The organism is Vibrio fujianensis (genome assembly GCF_002749895.1).
Classification (GTDB): Bacteria; Pseudomonadota; Gammaproteobacteria; order Enterobacterales; family Vibrionaceae; genus Vibrio; species Vibrio fujianensis.
Genome location: NZ_NBUS01000039.1, coordinates 91025 through 112504 on the forward strand (window position 1 = coordinate 91025; position 21480 = coordinate 112504).

The window sequence follows — 21480 nt, forward strand, 5'->3', positions numbered from 1 at the left end:
ATTAACAGTGAGTGGAAAGGCGTCAGATTTAGCATCCATCGTTTTCCCGAACCACCACTCACCGGATTCGTGGCTAGGCTTTTAGTACCTTCACCGTATAGCTGCCATCATTTTGATGATACAGACCGTGAATATCGGTCTCAAAGCCTGGATAGTGAGCACCAATTTCACACAGCATTTCTAAAAATTCCAATACTGGGCGAGAATCTTCAGTCACCATTTCACCAGGAAGCACCAAAGGAACACCCGGAGGATAAGGCAAAATCATATTAGCACTAACTCGGTTTACCATCTCACTAAGTTTCACTTCTTCAGTTTGACCGCGTAATTCTTGCTGCCAAGCCGCATGAGGGGTTACTTTCATTTCAGGTAATACATCAAATGCTTTATACATCAACTCAGGCAATTGATATTTTTTAATCAGATCATGAATACCTTGCGCCAACTCTTGAATGCGCATGCCTTCATAGAAACTTGGATCTTCTTTATACAGTGCTGGCAACATCGTACGGATCGTTAGGTTCAAATCATAACCACGTTTAAATTCGGTTAAGCCGCGTAGCAATTGCATCGCTTTTGACTTATCAATCCCAATCGAGAATAGGAACAGCAAGTTATAAGGGCCGGTTTTTTCCACCACAATACCGCGTTCATCCAAGAATTTCGCTACCAAAGAGGCTGGAATACCCGAACCTTCAAGCTCCCCATCCTTGCTCATTCCTGGCGTTAGTAGGGTAATTTTGATCGGATCAAGGTACATGTGGTTATCATCGAGATCCTTGAAACCATGCCAGTTCTCTTTAGGATCTAACTTCCAACATTCCGTGGTTTCAATATTTTCAGGTTGCCAAACATCAAAGAACCAGCTTTCGCTTTCCCCTTTCAACCGTTTAATCTCTTTACGGAAGCGCACTGCACGATCGATAGAATCTTGCATCAATTTGCGCCCGGTATTACCGCGCATCATGGCCGCCGCAGTTTCAGTTGAAGCGACAATCCCGTACTGCGGTGAGGTTGAAGTGTGCATCATAAAGGCTTCATTGAAGGACTCTTTATCAAATTCACCTTTAATATGAATCATCGATGCCTGTGAGAAAGCGGCAAGCAACTTATGGGTTGATTGTGTTTCGTAGAACACTTTACCCGGCATCGCTTCACCACTCATGCCACACTTACCTTGATAAATCGCGTTAAAGTTAGTGTAAGGCACCCAAGCACTATCGAAGTGGATATGTTTACAATCTAACGACTCTTTAATGAACTGAGTATTGTAAAGCAAACCATCGTAAGTTGAGTTGGTGACAACCGCATAGCTTGGTGCGCTAGCACCCGGTGTGTTTGCGACTTTTTCTGCAATCACTTCACGGCTAAATTCACGTTGCGGAATACCGCCTAAAATCCCGTAAGCATTACGAGTAGGACGGAAATAAATCGGTGTGACATCGGTCATCATCATCAGATGAGTGAGCGATTTATGACAGTTACGGTCAACTAACACTGTGCTACCCGCAGGAGCGGAGAACATGCCAACAATCTTGTTTGAGGTCGACGTTCCGTTAGTCACAATGTAAGAGCTATCAGCATTAAAGGTGCGAGCAATGTACTCTTCTGCTTCTTGATGTGGGCCTGAGTGATCAAGCAATGACCCCAATTCAGGCATAGAAATGGATACGTCTGCTTTGAATGTATTTGGACCGTAGAAATCATAGAAGATGCTACCTGCAGGGCTTTTTTGAAATGCGGTGCCGCCCATGTGTCCAGGTGTACAGAAGGTATATTTACCTTCTTCGACATACTTAAAGAGTGCTTTGGTAAACGGAGGCATAATCGCCTCTTTATACTCTTGTGTCGCCTGATTGATTTTAATCGCAATATCATCGGCCATGCCTAAAGCATATTCGAAAAAGCTCACGTTCAAACGCAGATCAGTTAAAGAAATATCCAGGGTCGATTGCTCATTGGCAAAGGCATGCACTGGCAATTTTTCATTGACCTGACTGATGCGCTCGCACAGTTCCAGTGAGTATTTATCCCAGTCAAACAACACACCACAGATACGAGGGTTCATTTCAATCAGTTTAATCAGGTCTTTGTCATCAACCGGATAAACCACTTCATAACCCGCTTTTTCTAAAGCCGCATGCAGTTGGCGCACTGGCTCTTCTTTAAAGAACACACCCATGTGGTTCAAGATAGCAAAAATATTCATTTGGACATCTCCAAGACGAAAGAAGGCGCTCCCTATCTAACCTGATAGTGAGTATTAGGAACGCCAAAGAAATTAATTGACTAGCGCAAGCTCGGTATTGCGAGCGCTAGCATTGAGGAATTAAGCTGCTGACGTCGAAACGCGCTGCTTATGCGATTCATGGTATTGAGCAAAACCGGCTTTTTTGCTGTAGAACATCAATATGACTAATGAAATGATGAAGGTTGCGGTCAGTGTGCTTCCTTCTGCTCCTGCAAGCGCAATCATACAAAAAGCACAAGCAACACCAGAGAAGAGCATGACAAAACCATTACGGGTAGTCATACCTTCAAAGCGAATCAAGTTAATGCTGGAGTAAAAATAAGGCAGCATGGTCAGTAGTACCGCATCGGTCGTAAGTTGACTAAAGATGTCCGCGGCATGAGCGGTTTGCGAGCTAAACAACATCAACACAATCATTAAGGCTGTCATTTTCAGCGACGCAAGGATTAAGCCTTTTTTCGGTACACCATTACTATCCGTTTCACCATAAACTTTCGGGAAGTTACCATCAGCCGCCGCACGTTTACCGGCTTCACCTACCAACATCATCCAAGAACCTAGTGACGTAAAACAGGCTAATGCGGTAAAGGCAGACACAAAAGGTGCAGACCAACTACCAAATAAATTGGTGGTTGCCATCGCAAAAGGGGCACCAGAAGCGGCAATTTCACCCGCAGGGAAAAGGCCACTAATCATCTGAGTTGAAACAATATAAATAACACCGGCCAATGCTGTACCCAGCATGGTTGCTAATGGAACAGTGCGTTTTGGATTGTGAACCATACCGGAAGAAACCGCAGCAGACTCAACCCCCACAAACGACCATAAACAAATAAGTACCGCGCTGATGATTGCATGACTATCACTACCAGCAGACACATTCCAGTTATGCTGATAAATGGCCATATCAAAATTCATCCAACCAAATAACGCCGTTCCAAGAACCGGGATCAAAATCAGCACCAAACCAATCGTACATAAACGGCTCACCCAGCTGCCACCAAGTAAGTTAACCAAGGTAAAAAGCCATACAGAAGCAATGGTTGCCAAACCAGCAGGAACCGGGTTATTCAGAATAGGGAAGAAAACAGAAAGATAAGAAACACCCGTAATGGCAATCGCGAGATTACCAATCCAGTTAGCATGGTAGTAGAGTACGCCAGCCTGAAAACCAAACACTGGTGACACTTCCCCAGCATAAGCAATCGGGCCACCCTCTTGTGGGTTTTTTGTCGCTAAACGTGCGAAAACAAAAGCCAGACTCAACGCACCAATAATGCAGATAATCCAACTAAATAAAGAAATAGATCCAACGGTCGCCAGACTTGATGGTAACAAGGCAATGCCACTGCCCATCATGTTACCTGCGACGACTCCAGTACAGGCAATAACGCCAATTTTTTTGGTACTCGATGACATAACGTCTCCCGATTTTTCCACGAGCTATTTGCTCAAACCCTCAGAAGTAAAAGAGCGCAACACAAGCAGGCTCCTTCACTGAACAGGGCGAAGGTTACGCTGAAAAAGCGCAGAAAAAATCAAGATGTGATTATCAATAAAAAAATGACCAAATCTTTATTTTGGTCACAAGCTGATAAAAATCAAAAATATAAACACTTTAAAATACAAAGCCTTATTGGAAAATAATTGTGTCGATAGGAAAAATATAAAGATATAAACCACCCCACACGATTCATCTTTATACCCAATAAAGTTATCAACCTTTATACCCTTCCTACTTGAAGCTGCAGGGGTGTTGGCTACGTTCTTTCACCCCAATCACATAGCCTGTCTATGCTCATGGGGATTCACTCACTTGCCGCCTACCTGCAACTCCAAGTTGTTTGGGTATACTTAAACCGTTAAAGGGAAGCATAGCTGAGTGATTTTTTCATCGTGCGCAACCGTTCCACCACTCCTAACGCAACACGTGGATTGAGAACGATCTTGCGATCAAATCGACCTGATCATTGAACAAGCAAGGGAAAAGCAGTAGCGGGAAAACTGTCCTAAGTAAGAAGCGTCGTAAGTAAGAAATAAGATGAGTAAGAAGGATGGATCAACCAGGCAACGCCTTCCAATCATCCAAGATAACAGGAAAGCGCATCATCGCCATAACCGTCAGTTTACGTTATCCGTAAAGGCTATAGCACGGTGGTTACAGAAGGGTGTACTGAACGATAAAGCGCATAATCAATTGATTTTAAGTTGCTATAAAACGCTAGGTTTTCGCATAATAAATAGGTTTCTAATGAGGTATCAATATAAAAAGCTTCGCTATAAGCATCACTGGCAGCCTCCATATCCCCGTTTAATTCAAAAAGCTTACCCCGCAACACATAGCCTAATACCGATTCACGCTGGGTAAATGCTTGCTGCAAATAAATATGCGCCTGTTCAGGGCGGTTGGATACAATTTCATGCAGCGCTAACGCTTCAACAATGCGCCCTTGAATGTCAACGTCAGCCAATTGAGTGGAGTTGATGAGCTGATAGGTCAGTTGATTAATTCGATCTTGCGCTAACGCTTGCTCGAGTGCTAAAGCGACTTGCACATAATAAGCCACTAATAATTCTGCTTGCACATAACGATTGTCTGGCTCAGCACGTAATACTTGCTCTAATAATTGAATCCCACGTTGAAATGATTCAGGTTGTGAGGTATTCAAATAATGATGCGCTCGAATTAATTGAGAAAGTGTTTGGTGATTCACCGGCAGATCAGCCATTAACTGCTCTACATGACTTTGAGCATCAACGACCTGTAAGGCCTGCATTAAGTCAAGCGAGACCTGTTTAAGCACACGATTCAAGTGTGGAGGAACCAACAAATATTGACGACTAAATAAAATGGTACCGGATGCATTATTTCGGTATTCCAGATCCAGATAAGCCTTACCCTCTTGCTCTTTAACCAATACAGTCACGGTTTTTCCCGGTAATATTCCCGATGCAAAGCGTGCCTTACTTAGTCGGATACGGTAATGGGTCACTTGGCTTATATCTGCCGCTAATTTTTGTACCATCCCATCAGCTAATTCGGCACGCTCCTCGTGTTGAGAAAAGCCGTGATCAAACCTAAATTCAATTAAACGCGTATCGACCGCTTGAGTGATCGAGATATCAGATTGATGATAGGTAAAAAGGCCAAAGCCGATAATAAGCACGCTGATCCATAACACATCAAAGATCAAAGTTCGCCAGCGTTTAAATGCCGTATGATGATCTTTGGTCGTCGTACAACGAAATTGAAATGCTCGAGTTAATGGGGCCGCCGGGAAAGTGATATCAGAAGAAGAAACAGCGCCCTCTTGCTCAATGGCCCGGGCATCGTCGACAGTGATTGGTGGGCTAAGATCCCCTTCCTGCAATTGATGCACAGGATCAGAAAAAACTTCAGTGACTGTGGCGACTAATTTATAACCTCGCTTAGGGACCGTCGTTAAATAAGAAATGTTTTCTTCACGTCCATCACGTAGCAATTTTCTCAATTCAAAAATAGATTGAGTAACCACTTGATCGGTGACGATAGCGCCACCCCAGACATGTTCGATTAATTCCTCTCGACCAAAGACTTCGCCAGCATTTTTTGCTAAAAAATACAATAGATTAATCAATCTTGGCTCAACCGAAACTTCCCTATTTTGGCGATACAATTTATTTTCATCAACACTTAGCATCCAGTCGTTGATTTGAAAGCATCTTCCAACCATGTGTACACCATGAAGTCACAGTAAAGGCAGTGAGTTATCTCACCGCGACCGATCCATCCCTAACCATCCAATAACAAAAGAGGCGAATTATACTGATTTTTTACTCCGCAAGACTAACACTCAAAAGCCTCAAAAATGGAAACTAAGGTTGGGCTATTCTAAGGCCGCTAAAATTGAGCAGTGACTGGCATCATCATCAGTATCGCCACAACACGCATCGTTGATTTTTTTCAGTGCCGATCGAATTCGATTTAACTCTGCAATTTTTTCATCAATCAATTTGAGCTTAGCACTGGTAATTGACTTGACTTCGGCACAGCTATGCTCGGTAGCTTCGAGTTTAATCTCAAGCAACTCTTTTATTTCATCAAGGCTAAGCCCCAACGCTTTGGCTTTTAAAATAAAACTGACTTGCTGTTCATTCGCTTCATTATACAAACGATACCCGGACTCACTGCGTCCGGCCGGTTTGATCAGCGCATTTTTCTCATAAAAACGCAACGTATCACTCGACACCCCACAACGTTTCGCTAATTCACCAATTTGAAACATCCGCTTATCCTTTTTTCTGTCTGATTAAAGTGCGCGTTGCTAACAGCATTTTTACTTGAAAAAGGCCTTTTTAACGGTTATTTTCCCAACGCCAAACGATTGCGCGAGATCTTTTCACATAAACTCGCTAGAATATGCATCATTAAAATAATCAGTAAAAGGCCTTTACCCCAGTGAGGAATGCCATCATGTTAACGCATAGTATCGGCCATTGTGGTAAAGCTCTTTAGTGATAGTCCACGATGTAACATCGTATAAATTGAAGGAAAATGGAAGCATGAACCACGCTCGCCCTATTCGTCGCGCTCTGATCAGCGTATCCGATAAAACTGGTATTGTTGAGTTTGCGCAAGCCCTCGCGCAACGAGGTGTCGATATTCTCTCCACTGGCGGTACTGCTCGTTTGTTGGCGGAACAAGGAATCACCGTGACCGAAGTGTCTGACTATACCGGTTTTCCAGAGATGATGGATGGGCGAGTGAAGACCCTTCATCCCAAAGTTCACGGGGGCATATTGGGCCGTCGCGGTCAAGATGACGCGATCATGGCCGAGCACGGCATTCAATCCATCGACATGGTGGTGGTTAACCTGTATCCCTTTGCTCAAACCGTGGCAAACGCCGATTGTACTTTGGCAGATGCCGTAGAAAATATCGATATTGGCGGGCCAACTATGGTGCGCTCCGCTGCCAAAAACCATCAAGATGTGACCATTGTCGTGAATGCGAAAGATTATTCACGAGTGATTGCCGAAATGGATGCCAACGAGCGCTCAGTGACACAGGAAACTCGTTTTGATTTAGCCATTGCCGCATTTGAACATACCGCCGCCTATGACGGCATGATTGCCAACTACTTCGGCACTATGGTTCCTTCTTATGGTGACAACACAGAAGGGGATGAAGAATCCACCTTCCCTCGCACTTTCAACCAGCAATTTATCAAAAAGCAAGATATGCGTTATGGTGAAAACAGCCACCAATCTGCCGCTTTCTACGTAGAAGAAACCCCTCAAGAAGCCTCGGTTGCGACCGCTCGCCAAATCCAAGGCAAAGCCCTTTCTTACAACAACATTGCTGATACCGACGCTGCATTAGAGTGTGTTAAAGAGTTTGTGGAACCCGCTTGTGTGATTGTCAAACATGCCAATCCATGTGGAGTCGCCCTAGGTAGCGATATTCTCGAAGCCTATAACCGCGCTTACCAAACCGACCCCACCTCGGCCTTTGGTGGCATTATCGCTTTCAACCGAGAACTTGATGCAGCAACAGCAAACGCGATTGTGGAACGCCAGTTTGTCGAAGTGATCATTGCACCGAAAGTCTCAGCGCAAGCGGTCGAAGTGGTGGCAGCGAAGAAAAATGTTCGTCTACTAGAGTGTGGTGAATGGTCAAGCAAAACTACCGGTTTGGATATGAAACGGGTCAATGGCGGCTTACTGGTGCAAGAACGCGATCACGGCATGGTATCAACCGCTGACCTTAACGTCGTCTCCAAACGTCAACCCACGGAAGAAGAACTCAAAGATGCGTTGTTCTGCTGGAAGGTGGCCAAGTATGTAAAATCCAACGCGATTGTTTACGCCAAAGGCGACATGACGATTGGCGTCGGCGCAGGGCAAATGAGCCGCGTTTACTCAGCGAAAATTGCAGGCATTAAAGCCGCTGATGAAGGTTTACCAGTAGCAGGGTGTGTCATGGCGTCAGATGCATTCTTCCCTTTCCGTGATGGCATTGATGCCGCGGCCCAAGCGGGGATTAAATGCGTCATTCAGCCTGGGGGTTCCATGCGTGATGAAGAAGTCATCGCCGCTGCGGATGAACACGGCATGGCGATGATCTTCACTGGAATGCGCCATTTCCGTCATTGAGTTTGGTTCTAGGTTTTAGGTTCTAGGTTCTAGGTCCTAGGTCCTAGGATCTGTTCTTCCTCGGGCCTAATATAAAAATTTAAGGTAATTATTTATGCAAGTTCTCGTTATCGGTTCTGGCGGTCGTGAGCACGCTCTAGGCTGGAAAGTCGCACAAAACCCTCAAGTAGATACCGTATTTATTGCGCCAGGCAATGCCGGTACTGCGCTTGAACCCAAGTTAGAAAACGTCAACATAGCGGTCGAAGATATCGCTGCTTTAGTGACATTTGCTGAGCAAAAACAGATTGACCTGACCATTGTTGGTCCAGAAATTCCATTAGTACTTGGCGTCGTCGATGCCTTCCGTAGCGCTAATTTACCCATATTTGGCCCAACCCAGGCCGCAGCACAACTCGAAGGTTCTAAAGCCTTTACCAAAGACTTTTTAGCTCGCCATCGTATTCCAACCGCGGCTTATGCTAATTTTACCGAAATCGAACCCGCGCTGGCTTATGTGCGAGAGCAAGGTGCACCGATTGTCGTGAAAGCTGATGGGCTTGCCGCTGGAAAAGGCGTTATTGTCGCCATGACGGTGCAAGAAGCAGAAGCCGCCATTAAAGACATGCTGGCAGGGAACGCGTTTGGTGACGCGGGCAGCCGAGTTGTGATTGAAGAGTTTTTAGAGGGTGAAGAAGCCAGCTTTATTGTTATGGTCGATGGTGAACATGTATTACCGATGGCGACCAGCCAAGACCATAAACGCGTCGGTGATAACGACACGGGCCCAAATACGGGCGGGATGGGCGCTTACTCACCGGCTCCGGTCGTCACACCAGATATTCATGAACGGATCATGCAGGAAGTGATTTATCCAACGGTGCGTGGTATGGCAGAAGAAGGCCATCCTTATACTGGATTTTTATATGCGGGTCTCATGATTGATCATTCAGGCACACCAAAAGTGATTGAATACAACTGTCGCTTTGGCGATCCGGAAACACAGCCGATCATGATGCGTATGCAGTCGGATCTGGTTGAGTTATGCTTCGCCGCACTTGATGGCAAACTAGACCAAGTCGAATCACACTGGGATCCTCGCGCATCGATCGGTATCGTCTTAGCCGCAGGCGGCTACCCTGCCGAATATCGTAAAGGGGATGTGATCCACGGTTTACCCACGACAGCAACAAACGACCAAAAAGTTTTCCATGCTGGAACCGTCGAGCAACAAGGTGAGGTGCTGACCAATGGTGGGCGGGTTTTATGTGCTACGGCACTGGGTGAAACGGTTTATCAAGCCCAACAACATGCTTATCAGTTAGCGAAGCAAATTCACTGGCAAGGCATGTTCTACCGCCATGATATCGGTTATCGCGCTATCGCCCGCGAGCAAGCGGAGAAGTAATCCAAACGCTTAATCGCAACTCTGTTGTCTCACAAGCCGGGTATCCCGGCTTGTTTATCTACCTATCGTTATCGTGCACCATTCACTCATCGCCAATCAATTCAGGCTGTTCAATACATCCATGTTGACTGTCCGTCATCATCAGTACATCTTGAACCTGCAATTGATTTCGAGTCTTTTTACCTAACAAAACAAGAAAATGCTCGTCGTTCAAACGTGATTGAATCCATTCAGGAACCGAAGCGTCAAAGGTAACTTGAGAGAACGATTGCGCCGAACAACTGGTCAATGTCTGATCGCGCCAAACACCTTGAAATAAAGTGATATGTTGACTCGCTTGCGCTTTACTGAGTTCAGATAAACCTTGTGCCTGCTGTTGATACTCGCGCCACTGCTGTTGGTTTAGGGGAAGGACTTTACCTTCGAGGCGAAACTGCTGATAAATAGCCTCACCTTGTTGGTTAAATCTTAAATGAACGCGATAAGGCACCAACGCGTTATCCTTTAACTGCATACCTTCCCGAACCACTTCACGAACTTGTCCATCTTCCCAGCGATAACTGGTCTGATAATGTCCATAGTCACCTAATAAAACATAGTCTGAAGCTTTTACTGGACGATTCTGATACTCGGTGTACCAGTAGAGACGCGTCGCATCGCCGAGAGTTTGACCACCGGAGTAATCATGCAGTAATTCAAGGTTAGGATGAGGGAGAGAAGAGGCGCAACCGGCCAATAAGCCTATGGTATAAAGTAGTAGCAGAAGCCGTTTTTTCATAAAAGAGACGCCGAGATAAGATACCTCGGCGTAGTATAAATTACTTTACTGAATCTTTCAGTGCCTTACCAGCAACAAACGCTGGAACATTGGCCGCAGCAATTTGGATTTCTTCACCTGTTTTTGGATTACGCCCCGTACGAGCGGCACGATGATTTACTTTGAATGTACCAAAACCAATGAGTTGAACCTGGTCTCCTTCTTTCAGTGCCCCTTCAACAGCACCAAGAGTAGCTTCAAGAGCAGATTTAGCCTGTGCTTTTGAAAGATCTGCTTTCTCTGCGATAAAGTCGATTAATTGGGTTTTGTTCATTAGGTTTCCCTTCTTATAGGTTGTCAAATTCAGCCCACTCTAAAACATAAAGCCCCTGTCTGGCAAAGGTTTGTCGCGTCACTTCGGCTTCTCTGACGTAGTTTTAACCATAATATGAGCTTTAACTCACAATTTCCCCTTGATGATGGTAGGTATTAACCTTGTTTTTGGACGTTGACGCCATTATTTATAGCCAAACAACTTAGCGTTGCAGGGAGACGGCAAGTTGGAAAGATATAATTCAACATGGCGACAACAAGCATCAAAAACTGGATCAAAGCCAGCTTAGATAAAAACAGTATCCGACTTTAACCACTACAAATTGAACGTTTAACTGAGTAATTTTTCTTGCTATGAAGAGTAAATCACGATAGAAACACAACACATTAACTCGGTCAGACACCTAATTTTTAACATCACCATTTTTTGATCACGACCAGCTTAATGCTAAGGACTTTATGCTACTGCTTACTCTATACATCACGATTGCTATTGGTGTGTCATTTATCTGTTCGGTACTTGAAGCAGTGTTACTCAGCGTCACCCCAAGCTATATCGCTCAACTGAGACAACAATCTCATCCTGCTGCTCAAAAACTGAGCGACATGAAAGCAGATATTGATCGTCCACTAGCCTCTATCTTAACGCTCAATACGATCGCCCATACTGTCGGCGCATCTGTCGCGGGCGCGCAAGCGACCTTGGTATTTGGTAATCATTGGTTAGGGCTATTTTCTGCTCTGTTAACGCTGGCCATATTAGTTTTTTCTGAGATCATCCCGAAAACCATCGGGGCAACCTATTGGCGTCAATTGGCTCCGTTGAGTGCAACGATTCTGCGTGCCATGATCTGGTGGCTAACGCCTTTTATTTGGTTTTCTCAACAAATCACCAAGCGATTAGCAAAAGGAAATGAAACCCCGAGGCTGCGCGATGAACTGTCGGCGATGGCCTTAATGGCCAGTGATAGCGACGAGTTTGATGTCGGTGAATCTAAAATCCTTAATAATCTACTTAATATTCGCGCCGTCCCCGTGACCCAAGTGATGACTCCTCGGCCGGTTCTGTTTCGAGTGCCAGCAGAAATGTCGGTTAACCAGTTTCTGCAAGAGCATCAAGATACGCCCTTTTCTCGGCCTTTAGTCTATAGCGAAGATACCGATAACATCCTTGGTTTTGTTCATCGGTTGGAATTATTCAAATTACATCAAAATGGTCTTGGTAATCAGCAACTCGGGGCCGTCATGCGCCCGATCCATGTACTACTTAATACCCAAACACTGCCTGTGGCGTTCGAACAAATGCTTAAAATGCGCTTACAACTGGCGTTGGTGGTGGATGAATATGGTACGGTGCAAGGTTTGTTAACCTTAGAGGATATTTTTGAACACTTACTGGGCGAAGAAATCATTGATGAGGCCGATAAAATTACCGACATGCAACAACTTGCGACTGAACGTTGGGAGCGCTGGAAAAAAGAGCACCGGGTGATTGAAAGCCGAGATGAAGAAGACCCACAATAAGCGCACCTAGGGGAAATCTATCCGTCCCTCAATAAAACGCCATCCCCGCCTAAGCGGTGGATGGCGAAAAAGACCAAAACAGCTTCAATGCATCTGCCAATTTCAATGCATCTGCCAATGGCGAAAATCACTCCCGGTAGGAGCCTGAGAGACGCGTAAATCAAACTCTGGCAACACAGCATAAAGATGGTCAAAAATATCTGACTGAATCCGTTCGTATTCCACCCAAACCGTGGTGGCCGTAAAGCAATATAACTCTAAGGCAACCCCTTCATGAGTCGGTGCCAGCTGACGCACCATCAAGGTCATATGCTGATGAATTTCAGGATGAGCACGAAGGTAGCGTTCTAAATAAGCCCGAAAACTGCCTAAGTTGGTCAACCGACGACCATTTATCGGAGTACTATCATCCACCTGATGCTCACGATTATAGGCGGTAATTTCTTCAACCTTTTGTTTTATATAAGGTTCCAGTAACTGAGCATGGGTTAATCGTTCAATCTCACGCTCAGATAAAAAGTGGATACTCGAGGCGTCAATCAGCACGCTACGTTTGATCCGTCGCCCCCCTGACTCCTGCATTCCTTTCCAGTTTTTAAACGAATCAGAAATCAGTGCGTAAGTCGGAATCGTGGTAATGGTTTTATCCCAGTTTTGTACCTTGACCGTGGTTAAGCTGATATCAATCACAGCACCATCCGCACCATATTTTGGCATTTCTAGCCAGTCACCGACACTGAGCATCTTATTAGCCGAGAGTTGAACTCCGGCAACTAATCCTAAAATAGGATCTTTAAATACCAACATAATCACAGCGGTCATCGCACCAACACCGCTGAGTAGAATCAAGGGTGACTTGCCAATCAGAACCGAAGTGATCAATAACGCGGCAATAATAAACAAAATGATTTTCAGACTTTGAGAAATGCCTTTCAGGGGCATATTTCGCCCAATCGAGGTTCGAGAAAGTAACACCTCCAATGCGTTCAACAATGAGTACAAAGCTAGTAGCGCATAAATCACCACCCACAGCGCGACAAACATCAGAATACTTTCTCGTATTGCACTCTCCGGAGCCAACCACCATTTGGCCTGAATCCCTATGACTATCCCCTGAATCATTAATGCAATACGGCTAAATAAGTTGCCAGCAAAAAGCACATGACGCCAAGAAGCCTGAGATTGTTCAGCATGCCGCTTTAACCAAGCCACCACACCTCGATGTAATAGGATATGGATAACAATGGCAATCAGCACAATCAGCCCCAAAGCTTCAGTCAGCTGAACCACTTGCGACATCTTAATACCATATTGACTCAACCATTGAGTCATGGATTCCAGCATGCTTTACTCCTTTTCTTACTTTTCTTAGTCTAAAGTGAGACCAATATTGCTGACACATTCATCACGCAACTCTTGGCGTAAATCTTTGATCAACTCAATATCTCTCTCAGTCGCTTCACGTAACGGTCGAAAAATTGCCCATTGCACATCCCATTCCTCGCACACCGCTTGATTATTTTTCTGATTATCGTTGGTAATGACGTCACCGGTTTGCGCTTCTTCCAACTGGGCAACCGTACGCACCGAGATCTGACTGATTTTTTGCATCGATTGGTAAAGATCATCCCGATCTAATAAGCCATGCAATAAGGTAGACAATGCTTCACAGGCATCAATGGCGGGATAAACTAAATAAAGCTCAAACTCCGCGGCGGTCGGAATTAAGACTTCCAGCTTTTCTAATTGACGTTCGAAATTGATTTTAGCATTTTTCACCGTCATCAGCTCCCAGACGCTATCAAGGATATCTCGATAGCCACGCGCTTGAGCAAACTCCGTTTGTTCACAGAACAAGGCGTAATTAGGATACATACGTTCACATAGGCATGCCATAAAGGTAATCTGTTGCCAAGGTTCAAACTTCTCAAGACGAAGTTGTAATGGGTTCTGTAACATAGCCACTCTAATGGTTGTGGAAAAAGACACCGAAAGTGTACTGGATAACCAGCAGAGGGAAAAGGATGCTTATCGATAATGTGCCCGATAATAACCCAAGGTCAGATTGATATAACAAGATAGGGAAGCAGGATCATTTCCCTATCTTGGGCTGGCGGTTAAATATTCAGCAACAGGCTGGTTAACCAATGCGATGGGTACATTAATGGTTTGGTTGTCCCCTTTAATCACGCTTAATTCTCAAAAGACTAGCTGATCCTTAATGATCGCAAGCATTAACGCCTGAGATTAAACGCCCACCAAGATAAGCCTGAACTAATAATTCTGGTGTCTCTGATGGTGCACCAACAACAACTTGAATTGAACGCGCTTCAAACAGCTGTTTCGCTTTTTGGCCCATTCCACCCGAAATAACCAATTCGACATTTTTGTCACCTAACCATGCTGGCAATAATCCAGGTTCATGGGGAGGAGCATCAACATCATTTCGTGAGACAATTTTTTTAGTATCTAAATCCACATCTAATAGTGCGAAGTTTTTGCAATGACCGAAATGTAGATCAAGTTTTCCGTCTGCGACAGGGATAGCTATTTTCATTTTCTTTCCTTTATCTAACAAGCAATTGCCTGTACTTGATTCCAAATAATTTGAATCTCTTTTGATACATCGCTCTCACCTAGCTCGATCACGCTTTTCTCTTCGATTTGAGCCTGAGTGATCGCTTTGTCATATCGGATTCGTCCAAGAATATGAGCGCGATAAGCAGCAGCAAGACCTTCAATCTCGGCCGTCATATCAGGGTTTATGTCCCATTTATTTACCACGACAGAAGCTGGTAGGGAAAAATGTTTCGCCAGCTGCAAAACACGTTCAATATCATGCTTTCCTGATAATGTTGGTTCGGTAACTAATACCAAAAAATCGGCACCAGTAATGGAAGCAATAGCTGGACACCCTATTCCGGGAGGCCCATCAACCAACAAAACATCAGCCTGTATTTGTCTGGCTTTTTTCTTTGCTTCCTGCCTCACCAGACTCACCAGTTTTCCGGAATTTTCGGCTGCGATACCCAAATGCGCGTGAACCATAGGGCCAAAACGGGTGTTTGAATGATACCATTCACCACATTTCCTTATAGGAAAGTCAATACAATGATCAGGACAAAAATGGACACAGACACCGCAGCCTTCACAAGCAATCGGATCGATACGATATTCACCACTTTCTTCGTTACGCTGGATGGCACCGAAACGGCAGTAATCGGTACATACGTCACACTGCGAACAGTCTTGAGTGCGAATAACCGCTTCATGTCCGCTGGTAAAGGTATGAATAGTCTGGATATCAGGTTGAAGGATCAGGTGTAAATCGGCACCATCAACATCACAATCAGCGAATACCGCTTTATTGGCTAACGAGGCAAATGACGCTGTGAGACTGGTTTTACCTGTCCCTCCTTTACCACTTAAAATCACAATTTCCTTCATGCAACCTCTCCCGATTCTAAGACAAGTTTTATTGCAGACAATAATTGACTAAACTCGTCTTTTAATTGAGGTAATGCTGAAAACAATGACTCTCCCCGAGAGTAAGCTTCAGCTATCTTTCTGTTTTCGGGAATACGAAGCAAAACAGCGATGCCCTGATCCGCACAAAACCAATCAACACAGTTATCTATATTCTCAAAACGATTAATGATGACAGCAAAGGGGCGCTTTAACACTTCAAGCGTTTTGACGGCGATCTTCAAATCATGCAAACCAAATGGAGTGGGTTCTGTAACCAATAGAACAAAATCTGCATCCTGCACCGTACTCACCATTGCACAGGACGTCCCCGGAGGTGAGTCAATAATCGTCACTCCGTCTGATACCTGTTCTTTTACCGCATCAATCACCGGCGTCGCCATGGATGCACCGACATTCAATAAGCCTTCTATATAACGTATATTTCCTGCTTGGCCTTGGTTAAGCAAACCAACCGGATGCATTTCTTCCGTAATGGCTCTTTCAGGGCAAACATAGACACATCCACCACAACTATGACAAAGTTCAGGAAACACCATGGCATATTTCCCTTGAGTAACAATGGCATTAAACTGGCAGATATCAACACAATCGCCACAACCTGTGCAGCGTTGACGATCAATGACAGGAACCGGTACGCAAACCTTTTCGCTTAGCTCTATTTGTGGCTGAAAAAACAACTTCCCATTAGGCTCTTCAACATCGCAATCTAAATAAGTCACGGTACTCTCTGCTGACAGAGCCAATGCGATGGATACGGTTGTTTTGCCGGTTCCACCTTTACCAGAAGCAATGGCTAACTTCATAACTTCCCTCAATTTGATAAAAATTCAAGCTCCGAGCTTTTATCTCCCGAAGCTTGAGTTTATAGATCAGGCTTCTATGAGCTTGCCGCTATTAAGTAATTCAAGACACGCCTTCAGCGTCACTGAATCACTGTTAAAAATTTTAACGCCAGCACTTTTAAGCACTAGAGTGGCTTTGGGCCCACAAGAACCCGTGACCAAATATTGGACACCAGCCGCGATAACATCCTGAGCGGCCTGAATCCCGGCTCCCTGAGCTGAAGCTGAATTGAGGTCATTATTCAGATATTGGATACTTTGCTGATCGGTATCGTAAATCAAAAATCCTGGCGCTCGACCAAACTTAGGATCTAATTCACCATTCAACGTGGATGATGCGGTAGTAAAAGCGATTATCATCTATGTGCCCTTTTATATACTGTCCCGTGTTAATGCCTGTATTCGTACTAGGCCGTAGGAAGTGCTCTGTGCTATTCAAAGTCAACAAATCCAATTCGGCCTTGTCCCACAGCATTTCTTCCCTGTCCTTGAACAGGAGTTCTCCGCCTCATTCCTTGAGAACCTTGCACGTTTTGTCCAGCTCTACGACCATTTCCAACCCCGGCGTTATCTCTTCTGTTACAATTTGGCCCGTCTTGACAGGCATTTCTCATTCGCTGACGTCGTCTGATGCGTTTACATGATTCACCATCACGCATGCGAGTTTGCTCTTCCCCACGACTCAACCCCATACTTCGGCCAGTACGTGGCCCATTACCTTGTGGTCCTGTTTTGTCATATCTAGGCATCGTTGCCTCCTAAATGTTTAATTTGTCTTCGACAGTGATTATCTGAGTTCCGGCAACCATTTCCTTGTGTCCTCTGCCTTATTCGCCGTCTCTTACCGCAACCAGGCATAGCAAAAGACACCCGTTCAAGCTGATCTTTCTGCCAACATTCAATAAGCTCGGAAACTTCCCCGGAACAGAACGGATAAACATTGATGCCTTGTTCTTCAATGGCTAACTGCAAGGAACGGGAAATCGCGCCACATATCAGCAAGTCGACTTTCTGAGAAACCAAAAAAGTCAGTTTATTGATTGCCGAGTCCACAGGTAAATCGACCACTTGTTGCTGCTGGATTACACTTTGTTGCGCTTCCAGCAACAAGACATGTTGTGCAACATCAAAAACCGGAGAGATTCGATTATTCCAAATAGTTAATGCGACTTTCATTCTGGACTCCATTGCTGATAATCCCTATAGAGCAACAAGCATTCCACTTTAATCACAAATACAAATTAAACTTATCCCTTTGTTTTTTAATACAAAACTAGAAAGATAAAAATCAGAGATCCACACTACTGTTGCAATATTGCAAGCATAGTGATTGCAGTTCGATTCACAAATGCAACCATTGCAACACCTTCTCACTCCATCACCAAACGTGACCTTATTCACGCTTTGCATAACACATCACCATTTCTAGGACTTTTTCCTAGTTCACCTAAGCCGCTCTCTGATGTTCAGAGATCAGACAAGACATACACTTTGCGACAACGCTTTAATGTCCCTTTTATTTATACGGCAAAGAGAACGTATTATGTTGCAATTCCTAGAACAAGTCAGAAAACCGACGCTAGACATCCCCGTCGAAGTAAGACGGAAAATGTGGTTTAAGCCCTTTCTTCAATCTTATTTAGTGGTCTTTATTGGCTATATGGCCATGTATTTGGTGCGCAAAAACTTCAATATTGCGCAAAATGATATGATCTCAACCTATGGTCTATCGATGACCGAACTGGGCTTAATCGGCCTTGGTTTTTCGATTACCTATGGGGTAGGTAAAACGTTAGTTTCTTACTACGCTGATGGTAAAAACACCAAACAATTTCTTCCCTTTATGCTGATCCTTTCCGGTTTAGCCATGCTTGGCTTTAGCTTTAGTATGGGTGGCGGTAGTGTGAGCCTGTTCTTAATGATCGCTTTTTATTCATTAAGTGGTTTATTCCAAAGTACCGGTGGGCCATCAAGTTATTCGACCATTACCAAATGGACACCACGCAATAAACGCGGCTCTTACTTAGGGCTATGGAATATGTCACATAACGTCGGTGGCGCTGGTGCGGCTGGGGTGGCTTTATTTGGCGCTAACTACCTGTTTGATGGCCATGTAATCGGTATGTTTATCTTCCCGTCTATTTTGGCATTAATCATCGGTTTTATCGGCTTACGTTATGGTAGTGACTCACCAGAAGCTTACGGCTTAGGTAAAGTTGAAGAGCTGTTTGGCGAAGCGATCAGTGAAGAAGATACTGCTGCCGAAGCGAACAACATGACTCAATGGCAAATTTTTGTTGAGTATGTTTTGAAAAACAAAGTCATTTGGTTGCTTTGCTTTGCCAATATTTTCTTATATGTCGTACGAATCGGGATTGACCAATGGTCTACGGTTTATGCTTTCCAAGAGCTTGGTCTTTCAAAAGAAGTGGCAATTTCTGGCTTCACCATGTTTGAAGTCGGTGCACTCATTGGCACCTTGATGTGGGGGTATTTATCTGATCTCGCCAATGGTCGCCGCGCATTAGTCGCCTGTGTATCACTTGCCTTAATCATTATGACGCTGGAGTTCTACCAACACGCCAGCAGCGAATTTATGTATCTGGCCTCCCTTTTTGCTCTTGGCTTCTTGGTGTTTGGCCCGCAACTTCTCATTGGTGTTGCTGCGGTTGGCTTCGTACCGAAAAAAGCCATCTCGGTCGCAGATGGGGTCAAAGGCACCTTCGCCTACTTAATCGGGGATAGTTTTGCGAAACTGGGCCTCGGCATGATTGCTGATGGAACACCAATTTTTGGTCTTACCGGTTGGAAAGGTACCTTTGCTGCGCTGGATACCTCTGCATTTCTTTGTATTACCTTACTCGCTTTTGTGGCGATAGCTGAAGAGCGAAAAATTCGTAAAGAGAAAAAACGCCTGCTGCAGCTTGCAAGCAATCAAGCTTAATGATTCTCTCCCCACCGAAGAGCGACCTAGTCGACCAGTAGGATGGGGATAGCTGCCAAGTGGCAGGCCTATCATGACCTAGCCTGCCACTATTGCCCTCATCAATATTGTATTTATCCAATTACTCATTGCCAGCATCCTATTTTGGCGTTAATTTACCCAATTGGTTCTTCTAATCGATTCTGCTCATGTATAACGTCGTCTTAGTTGATGATCATATGATTGTCCGCTCCGGTTTCGCTCAGCTACTAAACCTTGATCCCGAGATCCAAGTCGCGGGAGAATTTGGCACCATTGATGACGCCACACGAGGCCTACCAGGCTGTCATGCGGATGTGGTGATCTTAGATATTTCCATGACCAATGAGAGTGGTTTTACGCTATTAGAAGCATTACCTTCAGGTATTGCGGCCATCATGTTAAGCGTACATGACTCTCCAGCCATGGTAGAAAAAGCGTTCGAGTTAGGCGCGAAAGGTTATTTGAGTAAACGATGCAGTCCTGATGAATTGATTCAGGCGGTCAAAACCTGTGCTCAAGGTGGCTGTTACCTGACCCCCGAAATCGCGAGTCGTTTGGTTATGCCAAAACAAACCCACTCACCTTTAGCCTCTCTCACCCCTCGAGAACGCGAAGTGTGTCAATTATTAGCAGAAGGCATTGACGTAAAAGCCATCGCCCAACAACTTGGCCTAAGCCCAAAAACGGTGCATGTGCACCGCGCAAATGGTATGGATAAACTGGGAGTCACGAATAATGTCGCGTTAGCCAAACTGATCACGAACGAGCTTAACTAATGCGCCTGCACCCATTTACAGCGCTCTGCAGCATGATGGTCACTGCTTGTGCGTGGTTCTGCTTATGGGTCATTGGGGTCTATTTTGTCAACGACTCGGAACTGGCTATATTATTTTTTCCTTTTGCTTTGCGATTAGGAATTACTCTGCACTGCGCGCCTCGCTACTGGTTAATTATTTACCTTACCGAATGGGCACTGACCATCAGTTTGGCGTTATTACTGGCTCAGCCACAATGGTTAACCATTTTAATTGCCAGTGTATTAAGCCTTCCTATCACTGCCGTGGCCTATCATTATTATACTGGCGAGCAATGGCGCAGGCTGATGGTGATGGGCACACTGATTACCCTAAGTGCGACCCTCAATGCCGCTTCTGTCAGCCTGCACGTCCCCTCCATTTATCTCACTTGGTTGGTCAGCTTAACGGGGGGGCTGATGGTGGTTCCGACCTGCTATTTATTATGGAACTACCTGTTCCAGACCCATTGGATCCCGCTGTCAGTACAACTGATTCGGCGAACACCACGCTTTAATATCAAAGCGATCTCGCTGTGTAGCCTGCTATTTTTTATTAGCATTATCTTACAAACCAGCTTACCGGAAGAGTTACGCCGCTTTGCCCCTTTCTGCCTCGCGATTCCGATCATTTTATTAGCATTACGCTATGGCTGGCAGGGCGCGTTACTCGCGACTCTCCTTAATAGTATTGCCTTAATTGCCGCCCGAAGCGATGTCACGAACCTAGAAATCACCGACTTATTACTCTCTATCTCAGCACAAAGTTTAACCGGGCTATTTCTCGGGGTTGCCGTACAAAGACAGCAAGATCTCAACAGCCAATTACGCCAAGAATTGAGGCGTAATCAATCATTATCTCAGCAACTGGTCAAAGCAGAAGAGTCCGTTCGAAAAGAAGTCGCGCGCGAGTTACATGATGAGATAGGCCAGAGCATTACCGCCATTCGTACTCAAGCCAGTATCATTAAACGTGCAGAGCAAACCCAAATAAAAGAGGCTTG

Annotated in this window: 19 protein-coding genes and 1 pseudogene; 6 read left to right on the forward strand and 14 right to left on the reverse strand. The window is 44.9% G+C overall.

Translation table 11 applies throughout. The annotated features are described in order from the left end of the window. Positions 1 to 73: 73 nt before the first annotated feature. The 4 genes from B7C60_RS05250 to zntR form a co-directional block, all read right to left on the reverse strand. Positions 74 to 2209 carry a lysine decarboxylase CadA gene (locus B7C60_RS05250; protein WP_099610749.1) on the reverse strand — a complete coding sequence of 712 codons (2136 nt, stop codon included), beginning with the start codon at positions 2207 to 2209 and terminating at the stop codon, positions 74 to 76. Positions 2210 to 2329: 120 nt separating this feature from the next. After that, positions 2330 to 3670 carry a cadaverine/lysine antiporter gene (gene cadB, locus B7C60_RS05255; protein WP_099610750.1) on the reverse strand — a complete coding sequence of 447 codons (1341 nt, stop codon included), beginning with the start codon at positions 3668 to 3670 and terminating at the stop codon, positions 2330 to 2332. A gap of 725 nt (positions 3671 to 4395) precedes the next feature. Beyond that, on the reverse strand, positions 4396 to 5964 hold the full coding sequence (cadC, locus tag B7C60_RS05260) for a lysine decarboxylation/transport transcriptional activator CadC (protein WP_099610751.1): 1569 nt from the start codon (positions 5962 to 5964) through the stop codon (positions 4396 to 4398). Between the two features lie 153 nt (positions 5965 to 6117). Beyond that, positions 6118 to 6516, reverse strand: a complete 399-nt coding sequence (zntR, locus tag B7C60_RS05265; RefSeq protein ID WP_099610752.1) for a Zn(2+)-responsive transcriptional regulator — start codon at positions 6514 to 6516, stop codon at positions 6118 to 6120. 277 nt (positions 6517 to 6793) lie between these two features. On the opposite strand from zntR, the gene purH reads away from it, so the two are divergent. Together purH and purD are read left to right on the forward strand one after the other, a co-directional pair. Then, the gene (gene purH / locus B7C60_RS05270) at positions 6794 to 8386 is read left to right on the forward strand and encodes a bifunctional phosphoribosylaminoimidazolecarboxamide formyltransferase/IMP cyclohydrolase (RefSeq protein WP_099610753.1); all 1593 of its coding nucleotides are present in this window, start codon (positions 6794 to 6796) and stop codon (positions 8384 to 8386) included. Between the two features lie 94 nt (positions 8387 to 8480). Continuing rightward, positions 8481 to 9773 carry a phosphoribosylamine--glycine ligase gene (gene purD, locus B7C60_RS05275; RefSeq protein WP_099610754.1) on the forward strand — a complete coding sequence of 431 codons (1293 nt, stop codon included), beginning with the start codon at positions 8481 to 8483 and terminating at the stop codon, positions 9771 to 9773. 82 nt (positions 9774 to 9855) lie between these two features. Here purD and B7C60_RS05280 read toward each other — a convergent pair whose 3' ends face one another. Next, entirely contained in the window at positions 9856 to 10551 is a 696-nt protein-coding gene (locus B7C60_RS05280) for a DUF1481 domain-containing protein (protein WP_099610755.1), read from the reverse strand. Between the two features lie 40 nt (positions 10552 to 10591). After that, positions 10592 to 10864, reverse strand: a complete 273-nt coding sequence (gene hupA / locus B7C60_RS05285; protein ID WP_099610756.1) for a nucleoid-associated protein HU-alpha — start codon at positions 10862 to 10864, stop codon at positions 10592 to 10594. A gap of 458 nt (positions 10865 to 11322) precedes the next feature. Between hupA and B7C60_RS05290 the strand changes: the two genes are divergently transcribed. Beyond that, positions 11323 to 12387 (forward strand): CNNM domain-containing protein, encoded by a 1065-nt coding sequence (locus B7C60_RS05290; protein ID WP_099610757.1) that lies wholly within the window; start codon positions 11323 to 11325, stop codon positions 12385 to 12387. A gap of 102 nt (positions 12388 to 12489) precedes the next feature. Here B7C60_RS05290 and B7C60_RS05295 read toward each other — a convergent pair whose 3' ends face one another. The 8 genes from B7C60_RS05295 to B7C60_RS05330 all read right to left on the reverse strand — a co-directional run bounded on the left by B7C60_RS05295 (position 12490) and on the right by B7C60_RS05330 (position 17894). Then, positions 12490 to 13731, reverse strand: coding sequence for a mechanosensitive ion channel family protein (locus tag B7C60_RS05295; protein WP_099610758.1), 1242 nt, complete (start codon positions 13729 to 13731; stop codon positions 12490 to 12492). Positions 13732 to 13755: 24 nt separating this feature from the next. Next, positions 13756 to 14346, reverse strand: coding sequence for a YjaG family protein (locus B7C60_RS05300; protein WP_099610759.1), 591 nt, complete (start codon positions 14344 to 14346; stop codon positions 13756 to 13758). A gap of 259 nt (positions 14347 to 14605) precedes the next feature. Continuing rightward, positions 14606 to 14944, reverse strand: coding sequence for a NifB/NifX family molybdenum-iron cluster-binding protein (locus B7C60_RS05305; RefSeq protein WP_099610760.1), 339 nt, complete (start codon positions 14942 to 14944; stop codon positions 14606 to 14608). Between the two features lie 14 nt (positions 14945 to 14958). Beyond that, positions 14959 to 15834, reverse strand: coding sequence for an ATP-binding protein (locus B7C60_RS05310; RefSeq protein ID WP_099610761.1), 876 nt, complete (start codon positions 15832 to 15834; stop codon positions 14959 to 14961). Beyond that, complete coding sequence (locus tag B7C60_RS05315; RefSeq protein WP_099610762.1) at positions 15831 to 16679, reverse strand: ATP-binding protein; 849 nt, start codon at positions 16677 to 16679, stop codon at positions 15831 to 15833. Before B7C60_RS05315 ends, B7C60_RS05310 begins: the two co-directional genes overlap by 4 nt. Positions 16680 to 16745: 66 nt before the next feature. After that, positions 16746 to 17078 (reverse strand): NifB/NifX family molybdenum-iron cluster-binding protein, encoded by a 333-nt coding sequence (locus B7C60_RS05320; protein ID WP_099610763.1) that lies wholly within the window; start codon positions 17076 to 17078, stop codon positions 16746 to 16748. Positions 17079 to 17149: 71 nt separating this feature from the next. After that, positions 17150 to 17467, reverse strand: a complete 318-nt coding sequence (locus tag B7C60_RS05325) for a DUF5320 family protein (RefSeq protein WP_099610764.1) — start codon at positions 17465 to 17467, stop codon at positions 17150 to 17152. After that, on the reverse strand, positions 17460 to 17894 hold the full coding sequence (locus tag B7C60_RS05330; protein ID WP_157928682.1) for a NifB/NifX family molybdenum-iron cluster-binding protein: 435 nt from the start codon (positions 17892 to 17894) through the stop codon (positions 17460 to 17462). The genes B7C60_RS05325 and B7C60_RS05330 overlap by 8 nt, the downstream gene beginning before the upstream one ends. 367 nt (positions 17895 to 18261) lie before the next feature. Here B7C60_RS05330 and uhpT point away from each other — a divergent pair, with 367 nt between their 5' ends. The 3 genes and pseudogenes from uhpT to uhpB all read left to right on the forward strand — a co-directional run. After that, positions 18262 to 19662: a hexose-6-phosphate:phosphate antiporter gene (gene uhpT, locus B7C60_RS05335; RefSeq protein ID WP_099610766.1), complete on the forward strand. Its 1401-nt coding sequence runs from the start codon at positions 18262 to 18264 to the stop codon at positions 19660 to 19662. A gap of 188 nt (positions 19663 to 19850) precedes the next feature. Beyond that, positions 19851 to 20459, forward strand: a complete 609-nt coding sequence (gene uhpA, locus B7C60_RS05340) for a response regulator transcription factor UhpA (RefSeq protein WP_099610767.1) — start codon at positions 19851 to 19853, stop codon at positions 20457 to 20459. Next, positions 20459 to 21480, forward strand: a pseudogene (gene uhpB / locus B7C60_RS17915) (signal transduction histidine-protein kinase/phosphatase UhpB); the annotation flags it as partial. The gene uhpA and the pseudogene uhpB, both read left to right, overlap by 1 nt.

Excerpts from the sequence above, each read along its gene's own strand:
- B7C60_RS05250 (WP_099610749.1), bottom strand. The coding sequence starts at position 2,209 with ATGAATATTTTTGCTATCTTGAACCACATGGGTGTGTTCTTTAAAGAA.
- cadB (WP_099610750.1), bottom strand. The coding sequence starts at position 3,670 with ATGTCATCGAGTACCAAAAAAATTGGCGTTATTGCCTGTACTGGAGTC.
- cadC (WP_099610751.1), bottom strand. The coding sequence starts at position 5,964 with ATGGTTGGAAGATGCTTTCAAATCAACGACTGGATGCTAAGTGTTGAT.
- zntR (WP_099610752.1), bottom strand. The coding sequence starts at position 6,516 with ATGTTTCAAATTGGTGAATTAGCGAAACGTTGTGGGGTGTCGAGTGAT.
- purH (WP_099610753.1), top strand. The coding sequence starts at position 6,794 with ATGAACCACGCTCGCCCTATTCGTCGCGCTCTGATCAGCGTATCCGAT.
- purD (WP_099610754.1), top strand. The coding sequence starts at position 8,481 with ATGCAAGTTCTCGTTATCGGTTCTGGCGGTCGTGAGCACGCTCTAGGC.
- B7C60_RS05280 (WP_099610755.1), bottom strand. The coding sequence starts at position 10,551 with ATGAAAAAACGGCTTCTGCTACTACTTTATACCATAGGCTTATTGGCC.
- hupA (WP_099610756.1), bottom strand. The coding sequence starts at position 10,864 with ATGAACAAAACCCAATTAATCGACTTTATCGCAGAGAAAGCAGATCTT.
- B7C60_RS05290 (WP_099610757.1), top strand. The coding sequence starts at position 11,323 with ATGCTACTGCTTACTCTATACATCACGATTGCTATTGGTGTGTCATTT.
- B7C60_RS05295 (WP_099610758.1), bottom strand. The coding sequence starts at position 13,731 with ATGCTGGAATCCATGACTCAATGGTTGAGTCAATATGGTATTAAGATG.
- B7C60_RS05300 (WP_099610759.1), bottom strand. The coding sequence starts at position 14,346 with ATGTTACAGAACCCATTACAACTTCGTCTTGAGAAGTTTGAACCTTGG.
- B7C60_RS05305 (WP_099610760.1), bottom strand. The coding sequence starts at position 14,944 with ATGAAAATAGCTATCCCTGTCGCAGACGGAAAACTTGATCTACATTTC.
- B7C60_RS05310 (WP_099610761.1), bottom strand. The coding sequence starts at position 15,834 with ATGAAGGAAATTGTGATTTTAAGTGGTAAAGGAGGGACAGGTAAAACC.
- B7C60_RS05315 (WP_099610762.1), bottom strand. The coding sequence starts at position 16,679 with ATGAAGTTAGCCATTGCTTCTGGTAAAGGTGGAACCGGCAAAACAACC.
- B7C60_RS05320 (WP_099610763.1), bottom strand. The coding sequence starts at position 17,078 with ATGATAATCGCTTTTACTACCGCATCATCCACGTTGAATGGTGAATTA.
- B7C60_RS05325 (WP_099610764.1), bottom strand. The coding sequence starts at position 17,467 with ATGCCTAGATATGACAAAACAGGACCACAAGGTAATGGGCCACGTACT.
- B7C60_RS05330 (WP_157928682.1), bottom strand. The coding sequence starts at position 17,894 with ATGAAAGTCGCATTAACTATTTGGAATAATCGAATCTCTCCGGTTTTT.
- uhpT (WP_099610766.1), top strand. The coding sequence starts at position 18,262 with ATGTTGCAATTCCTAGAACAAGTCAGAAAACCGACGCTAGACATCCCC.
- uhpA (WP_099610767.1), top strand. The coding sequence starts at position 19,851 with ATGTATAACGTCGTCTTAGTTGATGATCATATGATTGTCCGCTCCGGT.